The sequence below is a fragment of the Clostridium sp. ZBS2 genome, from assembly GCF_023845855.1.
Classification (GTDB): domain Bacteria; phylum Bacillota; class Clostridia; order Clostridiales; family Clostridiaceae; genus Clostridium; species Clostridium aquiflavi.
In genome coordinates, this window is sequence record NZ_JAMQIF010000015.1 from 21741 (window position 1) to 33684 (window position 11944).

The 11944-nt window shown below is 25.3% G+C and carries 13 protein-coding genes; 1 reads left to right on the top strand and 12 read right to left on the bottom strand.

Annotated elements, in window-relative coordinates; genetic code table 11:
- Nucleotides 1-80 precede the first annotated feature (80 nt).
- The 5 genes from NG918_RS09265 to NG918_RS09285 all read right to left on the bottom strand — a co-directional run bounded on the left by NG918_RS09265 (nucleotide 81) and on the right by NG918_RS09285 (nucleotide 3304).
- Entirely contained in the window at nucleotides 81-536 is a 456-nt protein-coding gene (locus tag NG918_RS09265) for a hypothetical protein (protein ID WP_252225777.1), read from the bottom strand.
- 17 nt (nucleotides 537-553) lie between these two features.
- The gene (locus NG918_RS09270) at nucleotides 554-1063 is read right to left on the bottom strand and encodes a helix-turn-helix domain-containing protein (RefSeq protein ID WP_353735863.1); all 510 of its coding nucleotides are present in this window, start codon (nucleotides 1061-1063) and stop codon (nucleotides 554-556) included.
- A 71-nt stretch (nucleotides 1064-1134) separates the two neighbouring features.
- Nucleotides 1135-1500: a DUF6075 family protein gene (locus tag NG918_RS09275; protein ID WP_252225781.1), complete on the bottom strand. Its 366-nt coding sequence runs from the start codon at nucleotides 1498-1500 to the stop codon at nucleotides 1135-1137.
- Between the two features lie 567 nt (nucleotides 1501-2067).
- The gene (locus NG918_RS09280) at nucleotides 2068-2343 is read right to left on the bottom strand and encodes a hypothetical protein (protein WP_252225783.1); all 276 of its coding nucleotides are present in this window, start codon (nucleotides 2341-2343) and stop codon (nucleotides 2068-2070) included.
- Complete coding sequence (locus NG918_RS09285; protein WP_252225790.1) at nucleotides 2333-3304, bottom strand: ParM/StbA family protein; 972 nt, start codon at nucleotides 3302-3304, stop codon at nucleotides 2333-2335. The genes NG918_RS09280 and NG918_RS09285 overlap by 11 nt, the downstream gene beginning before the upstream one ends.
- 201 nt (nucleotides 3305-3505) lie before the next feature.
- Here NG918_RS09285 and NG918_RS09290 point away from each other — a divergent pair, with 201 nt between their 5' ends.
- Nucleotides 3506-3877 carry a helix-turn-helix domain-containing protein gene (locus NG918_RS09290; protein ID WP_252225798.1) on the top strand — a complete coding sequence of 124 codons (372 nt, stop codon included), beginning with the start codon at nucleotides 3506-3508 and terminating at the stop codon, nucleotides 3875-3877.
- Nucleotides 3878-3940: 63 nt separating this feature from the next.
- Here NG918_RS09290 and NG918_RS09295 read toward each other — a convergent pair whose 3' ends face one another.
- The 7 genes from NG918_RS09295 to NG918_RS09325 form a co-directional block, all read right to left on the bottom strand.
- Nucleotides 3941-4933, bottom strand: coding sequence for a hypothetical protein (locus NG918_RS09295; protein ID WP_252225800.1), 993 nt, complete (start codon nucleotides 4931-4933; stop codon nucleotides 3941-3943).
- Nucleotides 4934-4935: 2 nt separating this feature from the next.
- Complete coding sequence (locus NG918_RS09300) at nucleotides 4936-5496, bottom strand: hypothetical protein (protein WP_252225802.1); 561 nt, start codon at nucleotides 5494-5496, stop codon at nucleotides 4936-4938.
- 1018 nt (nucleotides 5497-6514) lie between these two features.
- Nucleotides 6515-7045, bottom strand: coding sequence for a hypothetical protein (locus tag NG918_RS09305; RefSeq protein WP_252225804.1), 531 nt, complete (start codon nucleotides 7043-7045; stop codon nucleotides 6515-6517).
- A gap of 58 nt (nucleotides 7046-7103) precedes the next feature.
- A complete protein-coding gene (locus NG918_RS09310) occupies nucleotides 7104-7325 on the bottom strand; it encodes a YdbC family protein (protein WP_252225806.1) in 222 nt (73 codons plus the stop codon).
- A 38-nt stretch (nucleotides 7326-7363) separates the two neighbouring features.
- Nucleotides 7364-8008, bottom strand: coding sequence for a hypothetical protein (locus NG918_RS09315; RefSeq protein ID WP_252225808.1), 645 nt, complete (start codon nucleotides 8006-8008; stop codon nucleotides 7364-7366).
- Between the two features lie 98 nt (nucleotides 8009-8106).
- Nucleotides 8107-9924, bottom strand: a complete 1818-nt coding sequence (locus NG918_RS09320; RefSeq protein WP_252225810.1) for a nuclease domain-containing protein — start codon at nucleotides 9922-9924, stop codon at nucleotides 8107-8109.
- On the bottom strand, nucleotides 9914-11839 hold the full coding sequence (locus NG918_RS09325) for an McrB family protein (RefSeq protein ID WP_252225813.1): 1926 nt from the start codon (nucleotides 11837-11839) through the stop codon (nucleotides 9914-9916). Before NG918_RS09325 ends, NG918_RS09320 begins: the two co-directional genes overlap by 11 nt.
- Nucleotides 11840-11944 lie beyond the last annotated feature (105 nt).

The following is an 11944-nucleotide window of genomic DNA, read 5'->3' on the forward strand; positions in this document are numbered from 1 at the left end:
CAAAATATAAAAATTTTTCTTTAGTATATAAAAAATAAGAGCTAATTAGAATTATCTAACTGCTCTTATTTACTGTATTTTTAATAAGTTTTCTTATATACTTTTATCTCCACCTGTTCCTTTATAATATCTTTAAGATTTTCACTTTTTTCATTTATATTTATTATTAGAAATATAAGATGTATACATTTTTCTAAATAAAAAACAGTATCTTGCATAAGTTCTTCAATATCTGCATTACTAAATTCTTGTGCAATACAAAGAATATATTTATCTTCCCCATCTCCTGCTCTCGCAATTAAGTCTTGTATTTTCCTTACAAATGCCACCTCTCTTCTGCCTATATTTGTATAGATTTCAATATTATTTTCTCCATAATTAACAGTACCTCTGGCTATAAGCGTCTCACATGTATCTTGCTCAATCTTTAAAAAACCATCAATTCTGCTTTTAACTATCTCCTCCAATTCTTGTGAATTCATAAGTATCATTCTTAGAAACCAATCTTCTAGTCTTGTGTCATCACCTTCATTCATATCTTATTCTTCCTTTCTTATGATATTTTTTTACTTAAAAGCCTTAGTTCATGAATCTTTCGGATAATTGGCTTAATGTTTTCTACTGTAACTTTTTCTTTGTTACAGTAAATCTGTATCTCTTTCCATAATTCTCTGCACGTTTGGTCTAATTCCTCTTTGAATAATATGTCAACTGCGATTTCTGGGTTAGTTTCCTGTTCATCTTCTTCATGAATATCATCTACAATTACTATATCTTTAAGCAAAGAGCTTACGTCTGTATCAAAAAAGTCTGCCAACTGTGATAATACTTGAAGGCTCGGATTATTTCTAGAACCATTTGTTAATCGACTTAAATAGCTCTTGCTTAAACCTGTTTCCAACTGAATCTGATTCAAGCTCACCTCTTTCTTTTCCTTTAAAAGGTGTAATACTTGTGCTAATGTTATATTACTTTTTTCTTGCATATAATACATGCTCCTTTCTTTTTCGTGATATTGTATTATATACAATATTTTTTTAAATATAACATTATATCCAAACATATAACTTTTTTTAACAAAAAATAGAGATTATCTTTTCTATATCTGCTTAGAAAAAATAACCTCTATAAGAATTAATTAATATTATATCTTATTTTTATTGCAACTAATGCAATTTGTGCAGTACCTGCATCTAAGTATCTAAAAGATTCAGCTACTGTAATATCTGTTCCATTATTATATAACTGTATAGCTAGTAACAATAAGCTTTTCGAAGATGATGAAGTATATATATTACTAAAATCTACTTGTCCATATCCTGTCATACAGCATAGCTGTTGCCTATTAAAATCATAAATCTTATCCACTTGCTTGTACAAATCCGAATTTCCAGCTAACAAATGGAACAAAGCCTTCCTCTCCCTATCTTCATAAATCATCCCTGATTTTTTAATTAAAATTTTATACCTTTCTTTATGCTCCTCATTTAAATATATCATAACAACATCCCTCTTTCTTTTTTAGATATTATATGATATACAATTATTTATTTTTTTATAATTCAACATGGTTGTACTTGTTAGGAGTTATATTTTAAGAAAAGATGCATATTATATATTATACTGATAAAACAGTATGTCTAAATTAGGAGTTGTTATAACAACATTTTACAGTTTCCTACTTTTAAAAAATAAATATACACAATTTTTAATCTTAATTATTATTGGGAAGGGGCTTTTACTTAGCTCCTTTTTTGTTTCTTAAATTATTTTATAGCAATGCACACTTAATTACATATCCAAATATTATACCAATAGTAACTGTAGAAATATTTATCAATCCAGAAACTGCTAATCTCTTTAAATTTATATTCATAATTAATCCTCCTTTATATTTCTATTTTAGAACTTTTAATTGATTTTTTCCGTTTCAGAACTTTCATATTATTATAATACATCCCTTAACTAACAATTGCAAGTTCTTTATAGGCAACCCTTATATGCGACCAAAAGCAGATATCAAGACCAAAAATCAGTCTTAGTATCTGCTTTTAAAAATTTTCTATTTTAGAATAAATTTTTAATTAAATCTTTATCTTCCTGTGTTACTTCTTCATTCTTTTCTTCAACGTGTTCTTGTTTATTTATACTAGCTAAATTATATTTACTTAGTGCTTTAGTAACTGCCATTTCAATCAACTCTTCTTGGCTACAATCATTTTTTAAATAGTTGTTTAATATATTACATACAAAACAGCTTCTGTCTTTTTTCTCTTTTAAGAAATTATATAGTTCCTCATATTCCCCTGCAAAGCTTATAGTAAGCTTTTTCTTAGCCTTCATTTTTTATAGATAACACCTTATAAAATGCTTGTACATTGTTAAATTGAGCGTCTGTAGCTATCTTTGCATAAGAATATTTTTCTTGTATAATTTCTTTTAATAAAAGACTTCCTCCACCAGAAAATACTATTTTTCCATTTACATTTAGGATATCTAGCTCATTTTGTTTACAGAAATTAATTATATCTTCAAGATGTGCTTCCATTAATTTTTTAATTAAAATTTTACTGTTCTGTTGAGTTTTTCCCTGAATATATAAAATTCCATCTCTTATTATTGAATCTACATCTTCTTTATAAATAATAATTCCATATTGTTCACTTAAAGTATCTGCAATTTTGGATTTTAGAATATTGCCACCTTTATTAGCAACTAACATTGATGCTACGTTCGGTATTAAATTATTAAACTGACATATATTGCTGTTTAATCCTCCAATGTCTATAATAGTAACCTTCTCATTTCTATATTGATTCATTTCATTATATATGGGACCTATTGATTCTGGTAAAATTAATATCTCTTCAATATTAAAGTTTATTAATTCATCATTCACTATTATATTAATTAAACCGTTGCCTTTAATATAATCTTTATATTCATTTTTTAATCTTTCATTCTTGTATACAGTTAATGGAGCTCCTATAGCTATTTTTACTTCATGAGTATTAGTTTCTTTAACTATTCTTGCAATAGCTAAGTATATACAAATTTTATGCTGTATACTAGCTTTATTCAATTCAAAACTCAGCTTATTTTCGGATATCATATCTCCAACTAAATAATTCTTATCTTCAAACTTAACCTTAAATGTCTTTCCTTTTACATCTACTCCTAAGTTGTTTACCTCCTGTACCTTAGTTCTAAATATTTGTTTCTGTAATCCAAATTCATTCTTATAGCAAACCTTTGTGCTATCTTTTCCTGAGTCAATTCCTATTAATAATGTGTTATTATCCATTGTTCATCACTCCTTTGTTTTTTGTTTCTCTATATTATAGATAGCAGAGCATCGAAATATAACTCTTGCAGATACAGATATGAACTTATCATAACCACTGCCATTCAGATAAGAACTGTTCATAACTATTATGAATTTTCTATATAAGAATATTTTATGTTATACTATTTCTAATATAGAAAATAAAGGTGGATTTAAAATATGAATAATACTACTATTGGAGAAAATATAAGAAGATTAAGAAAAGAAGCCAATATGACTCAGAAAGAATTAGCTGATAAGTTAGAAATTAGTGTTAGTAACATTACAAAATACGAAAAAGGACAATTAGAGCCCAACTTAACCATTATTTATAAATTATGTGAAACATTTAATACTTCTACTGATGAACTCTTAAATTCAGATACTAAATCATCTACACTTTCAGATAATTTTATTAGTTTTGTTATACATAAATACAAATTAGATATTAATGTTAAGAATATTTCTGATAAAGATAAAGAACTAATCTTAAACCTTGCAACTGCAACATCTAAAGTTTTCCTATCTTCACTTATTAAAGACAATCAATAAATTTTTATATAAAAAAATATATGTAAAAGCACTAGAACTCTTTAAGCCTAATGCTTTTATTCTTTATTTAAAATACTTTTTTGTGATATCAAAATTTAATAATTCAAACTTTAGAAAAGCAGGATTGATATTATACTTTTTATTTAATTCACTTGCTTTAATCTTATTTTCTAAATCATTTTTACTTCTTATACATGCATCTTTATCTATACAGGCTATAGCAAAATTAACATATATCTTATAATTCCATTGAAAAATCCTTTTATACAGCTCAAAAACTCTAGAAACTATAATAAGAACTTCTTCTACATTTAGCTTATTCTTATAGTTAAGATAAACAATATCTATTGTAAATCCACCAGCTTCGTTTTCAGATATTTCATCTATAATCGCATTCTTCTTATTAGTTATAGTCTCTATTGTTACAAGCTCATATCCATTAGATATATTAACATTTCTTGTTTTAATCATATTATCAATTTGCATTTGCATTTTTTCTTGTAAATACTTAATATCTTTATTAACTTCATCTTTATTCATACACCTTAAAAATGATTCATAAAAATACTCCATGTAATCTTCGCTCGTGCCTATAAAACTGTTTCCATCAGCACAATATCTAGAGTATAACTGCATTTCCCTTAATCCATCAACACGTATATTTGGAATTATATTCTTTAAGAAATACTCTGCTCTAAAAATATATTTTAAATGAGTTGTTTCTAAGTTTGGAATATGAACGCTTTTAACATCTATAAGCCACTCGTTTCTCAGATATTTTTTTGCAAATTTTCTAAGCATTATTATTCTGCTATTCCTTTTATACTTAATTTCTTTTATTATATCTGCCTTCTTTAGTTCTAATAACTTAGCTAATATAGTTCTTTTAGTAGCATCTAATCTAAACTTTAATGCACCTTGCACTATCTGTTCCTGCAATACTCCCCCTCTACCTTCAGAACTCATATAATAAATCAAGAAAATATAATTTTCATATTTTCTGCATAGTTCTAATTTAATTTTATTTCTATAATAATTTGTTTTAACTTCTTCCATTTCTATCGCCTCCCTTCTTCATATTTTAAATTTAATAATCTAGAGGTATTTTTCTTTTTAGTAATATCCTTATTTCTATAGCTAGATGTTGTTCCTTCGAATCCAATCCAATTTCCATTCAAATCTTTATATACTCCATCCACTGCTCCATATTCTTTTCCTTCTTCAAATTCATCTTCTTTTTCCTGCAATATTTTCTTTATTGTTGTCTCAGATATCCAGGTTTTCTGTTCTTTTTGAGATAAAGAAAAATATTTATTTGCTATAATTATGTCATGTATTATACTTTCTGCGTGTTGGAAATCTTTGAGATTGAAATAATAGGTAGCTATCTTTTGACCATGCTGGGTTAGTCTGTAGGCTTGGATAGATTTTGTGGGAACTGGATTATAATACATATCTTTTTTAAGAATACCTTCTTTAATATAGCTGTAAATTCTATTTTTATTTATCATTGTTTGCAAATGTTGTTCTGTTGCAATAGATGTTTTAGCTAATGCTGTTAATGCTCTTCTGTCACTTTTATTAAATTCTTTTATATATTTTAATCTTATAAATATCACCTCCATATTTGCTATTGTTTTTCAATTTTAATGTTTTTTTGTTACACTAGAATGCGTTCTTAATCTTCTTGTAAATCCTTATAAACAGGTATTTATAGCCAATTTTATACTTATAATCAACTCTGCTATATTATGTTATATACAATTTTTATTTAAAATATAATTGCTAGATGATTTCTTTGATTTTTTATACAAAAAAATAAGAGATACTGTATTTAATTAATACTAATATCTCTTATTCTTATTTACTATTTTTTACAATTTACTTATTGAATATACTATTAATTTAGTTATTCACAATATCATAATCTTTTTTAAGTTTTATAGTTTTTATTTTTAATCTGTACTTTAATTTTAGCAAAGTACTAAACTAATAAGCTCTCTTATAATTCTGCGAAAAACTTTTTAAATACAATTAAATTTACAGTATTGTTATAGTTTTATTTTTCGACATTTAGTTGCTATATTAACTATGTATTTAAACATTCAGTAACATCTGATTGTATTGTTAATACTAATTGTTTTACTTATTCTGTTGATACCTGTAATTTTGCTTTAAATTCATAGGTTTCTATTATATTTAGAAGTTTTCTTTCTTCAGGTACTACGAAATAATTGCTTTTCTAATTCATAAGTTTAAGCTTACATCTAAATTATTGGTTATTATCCAAAATTATCTCAATCCTTGTTTTAAGCACATACATAATTTGAGCTATAACTTAAAATATAATAAACCGAAACAGCTTTTAGATAGTATCTGAAAAAAATAAAAACTATATAATATCAACAGACCTCTATTTTGCAGAATACTTTATAGATAATATTATTTCTTAATCGTAAACAAATATAGCAGAAGTAATTTTAAAGACTTCTGCTACATTATATTTCTTATATTAATTAGTATTTCTCATGTGCTCTAAGCTTAGTATTTATGGGTATTTAAAATCATATCTTCCTAACTTAATGTATAGGACTGCATATTATACTGTATAGATGTGCAGATTTAAATGTATAGATATCAAACCTCATCATCATCTAATGAATCATCTGTTCTCCACTTATAATTACGTCTTCCATATTTACCAGTACACTTTTCATTTATATACTTCAAACAATCACATTTATCTTGTTGATTAAACTGTTCTATCATTTCATTTAAAGAAATCTTTTTATTAAGTTTCCCAGCTTCAAACACCAATTCATACGCATTATTGAACTCAAATAAACATTGTATAAAATCTGTATTGAAATAGCTATCATCATCTTCAACAATAATAACACATCCACTAAAAACAAGCTCATAATCTACATTGTCTATATTGCTATCATCTCTCTCAATTACTTTAAGAAATAGCTTATCATCCTCAACTTCATAAGTTGCGATATATCCTCTCCAACAGCTAGAAACACATATTTGATTCTTATATTCATTAATTACTTTAGCTTCCTCTAACTGCTTTATATCAATTATTTTTTTGTTCTCTTCAATATCAAGGATTAAATAGTTCTTATTATTAAATAAAATTATATTAGGGCTCTGCATACTCATATTCAAACACTTCCCATAACTTTTTATATAAAAAATTATACATAATTTAAAGAAAGTCTTATAGTTCTATGCTATTAAGCAACTCTTTTAATTTTATCAATTCTTCCTTGCTTAACGTTGCACCCTTCCCCATCTTTTCATGTTTAGGAGCCCAATCTCTTAAATCATATTTAGCTTCTTTACCATTCCAGCTTATAAAATTTAATTCTTTAGTCCAGCCCTTAGGTGATTCTGATACAACTCCAACTTCTTCTTTTATTTCATATTTAATATCTGCCATTTTTCTCAACTTCCTTCTATGATTTTTTAATTAAATATCTATTTTCTCTTAATATAACCAAAATGATATTGTGAACCTTCTATCGCTTCTTTTAAATCTTTCTTTGTACTTGCAATAACAAAATCTTTCACACTTAATTCATTGACCTTTTGTAAATTACTAATCTTAATCCATATCTTTTTATTTTCTTTCTTATACTCCATTGGTGTCAAATTAACATCTGGTGAATATATACCATCAGCATCACTTTCTATATCAAGAACTTCAGCTCTATATTCTATATTGTTAGTACCATTACATCCCTTTCCAATAATAAAAAACATTTCTACAGTATTGCCTTTGTTAATAGCATCTGTAAATTCTTTATACTTTTGCTTACCTATGCCCTTAGGATGAGAATTTGTTGAAAACCATACACTTCTATTTTTATCGCAGAAATCTTTATAAATTTTCATAGTTTTATTTCCATCAACTTTAACATCTAAATCATTCCCCAACTTCATCTTTCCATCAACTTTAACATCTAAATCATTCCCCAACTTCATCATTATTGAAATTTCATATATGAAACTGTGCTTAATAATACTACTCTCCTGTTTTAATCTTTCATCATTTTCTTTTCTAGCTCTAATAATATTTTGTTGTTGAGCAGACAAATGCCTTGTTGCAAAATTAAATGCCATTATTACATCTCCCTTTATATATACAATATAATTTCCTTATCTTTTTCATGTAATTGTTTTTTAATTGTTTAAGTAGATTCATAAATCTATTGTCATTATTATCTAATAAGCATTTCTAAATAACTAACATACTCTTTTACTCCATTAATAGGATTCAAACAAACTATTGCTACATTGCTTTCATATTCCAAAATTTCATCATCTGTATTTTTAGGTATAGGACATAAAGCTATTACTTTCTTCACAGCATTTATTCTTAAATCATCTTCATCTTCTTTTATAAAATAGTACTTTGATGCATAATCAAATAATTGCTCCATAGCTTTTGTTGTTTTATATTGGTGTCTATATGCTTGTCTAACTTTCCAAAAACTATTTGGATTTCTATACTTGGAATCTGCTATTATACAATATTTAAATAGATTCCTTTTATACACATCTATATGAATGTCAGGTTTATTATGAGATGTCATAGCCCATACTAATTTTTTCTTATCTTTTGCTTCATTTTTATGGGTAGCATATATATCATTAAAAATTACATCTAATGTAATATCACCTTTATATAATGTCACCTTTTCGCCATCATCTATAAATGGAATTATACTCTCATTATCAAATTCCTTATTATATATCCATCCACTTTGAGGATTGTATCCAAGCATAATAAGACTTTGAATTGTTTTAACATAACACCAATATTCATATATAATATCTGTATACTTACTCTTAAATTTAGGCATATTACTATCATTATTTTCTGTATTTTTAATAAGAGACTTATATATCCTATAAATTAAATTATATCTCTCATCTTTTGTCATAATTGATGGTATCTGAATATTTCTGTACGTATTTAGCTTACTAAAAAGTGGTTTATTAAGTATCTCATTAAAATAATCCTCAATTTCTCTTATTTCCTTATATAATTTATCAATTCTTTTTATTCCTATACCTATAGTATTTAAAAACATATCATCTGATACAAATTGATATATTGATATATATTTTTCTCGGACATATTTTATATTTTTATAAAACATATCGTACTTTTCTAAATTTCTTCTACCCTCATGCAACTTTTTTATGAATATTAATATAAAATTTTTTATACATATATTTGCACTTATTTCATAGTTATTTTCTATTGCAGAAGTTAATATATATCTTGGTTTGTTAAATCCACCTTCATTTTTTGCCTGTCCTCTATAGCCTTGTAGCCATCTACAACTCTTTTCATCTATTTTTTTGCTTAAGTGATATGACTTAACATCATAAATTTTATTTAATTGAAATAAAGGTTTTTCTACAATATTATTCAATGCATATCTTATTTTATTATAATTTCTTTTTATATAATTAAATTCATCCAGCTGAAACATTTCACAAAATTCACTATCATTTAAATAATTAATTTCATTACTACTAGTAAAAATATCCTTTGATAATCCTTTGCATGATTCTTCTAAATCCATTTTCATAATATCTAATTCTTTATCAGAAATATGTAGTGGGTCTATTTTTATATAACTATAATAAAAATTTTTACTCCATCTAACAATTATTCTATATTTACCAGGAACAATAGGATAACTTCTATTACCTTCATTTTGTAAATACAAAAAGGTTTCTGATTCACATTTAACATATGACATATCCATATCTTTATCATAATATGCACAGTCTATAACATCTAATAAATCCATAAATAATCCTGCATCTTCAGGTATACCTTCACTATCTGATTTCTTTAAAAAAGTAACTGATAATTCATGTAATTCTTTCAATGTTGGTAAATTCTCTGGTTCAATATCTTGCTTTGAGAAATTTTTAATATCTATTATATTTTTTTCTTTACCATATACGCATTCTTTAAATTTGATAGAGAAAGGAATGTTTTCTTCTTTAGCAAACAAATCCATGTTCCTCCATCTCCTTTTGCTTTACTTCCAGTACCTTTTTACTTTTTTTAAATTCACTTACATCAATATATTCTTCAATTAATTTATTAATTTTCTTATCCTCACCAATAAATTGCTCTAACACATCAGAACTTCCTCTTAATTTAGGTAATACTTTTTGTACTATCTGTAAATCAAATGAATGTTGTCTTTCTATCTTATCATATGGTATATTACTTATATATTTGTTTATCTGATATAATACTCTGTATCCAACACCTACTGCTGGATTTATTTGATTTAAGTATTCATTAAATTTTTGTAAAAAGTCTAATTCTCTATCTGTTAATATAACTTTATTAGAATTATTTATCCATTTGAAAAAGTCTTCTTGTTTTAAGATAGAATTACTGTCAATATGTTCTTGTGAATTAGCTGTTTCTTTCCATGTTTTAAAACTTCCTATATCGGATTTAATAACAGTCGCCCTGTCTAATACTTTATCTGATAAAGAAAAAGTAGTTTCATCTGTATTTATTGTTCCTACAAAAATAACATTAGGCCCAATATGTATTTCGCTTTTATATATATTGCTATTAAAAACTCTGCTCTCAATATTAGGATTATATATAGTAAGTTTTCTTTTAGAAGTATCTTGTTCTAATATACTTAAAAATTCACTAAAATAATATTCTACTCTTGATAAATTCATTTCATCAAAACAAACTAAAAATATTTTATCTTTCTCTCTGCTTTCATCTGCTTGTATTAATAAATCTACTAATCCACTTGAAGATGGACGATATACATTATTTATAGTATCTAAAAAACCGATTAAATCACTATCATCATTCCAGTTTGGTTTTACTGGTATCATTAAATATTGGTCTTTATTATATATTCCTAAACTCTTAGCATATATTTCTACCAACTTTGACTTTCCTGTTCCAGACATTCCACTTAATATTACTAAATTTCCTGTTTTTATTGCTGTATGGAAATTAATCAAATCTTCTTCTGAATAAACAAGATGTTCACTCAATGCCTTATTCTTTAAGTTAATTAAGAAATCTTCTTCTGATTCTTTTAATCTTTCGGATTCAGATTTTTCATTTGTACAATATTCACTTTCATCGTCATCTACTAATGGTGTTTCTATTACTCCTGTTACAACTTCTCCCTCATTTAGCCAATTATCTATTAAAATAGAATATAGAAAATTCTCTTCAATATACATGCAACCATCATACAATATAATATGATTTTTTATAATATCAGATTCTAAATCTAATTTTATCTTCTTTATTTCACTTTCTTGCAAACATTCATATCCACGTGATGTTAGTTTAATATGCTTAAAAGAACCATATATAGTATTTTTATTTATTATAATTGGTGCATATTCTTTACTATTTTCTATAAAATTACTTAATTCCAAGTTACTCTTATTAATAATTTTCTGTTCTAAATCAATCTGTGATTTTTCATATTGTGGAACTAATAATAGTCTAGATTCCTTATTAATTCCTTCTGGCATATCTTTTAAAATACATGAATTAGTAGATGAAACTTTAAATCTATGATATTCTTTAGAGGATATATATAATTTAAATAAAATCAATTTTTTCTCAAGGAAAGCTGTAAATTCTTCTATTCTTTTTTCTAAAGAATTATTTATATTATCATTCCATTCTAATATTGAATTACCATATGCAGTAAAATACACACTATCATATTCAGATTTTATAACATCTGGTATCTCATTTATTACTTTAAGTACAAATTGTAATTCTCCATACTGATTAAAAAATACTCTTCCTTTTGATTTATAACACTCTTCTACACTTTCATTTTTCAATATACTATCATATGATGGTAAAACCCCAATGAATGTATAGGGATAATCTTTATTTATATATTGCAAATTCATGATAATTCTCACCTCACTAAAATTATACCATTTAAAGTATATAAACTAAATATTTTACATATTATAATTAAATTTTCTCCTATCTATGTTCCTTAATAATAAAGT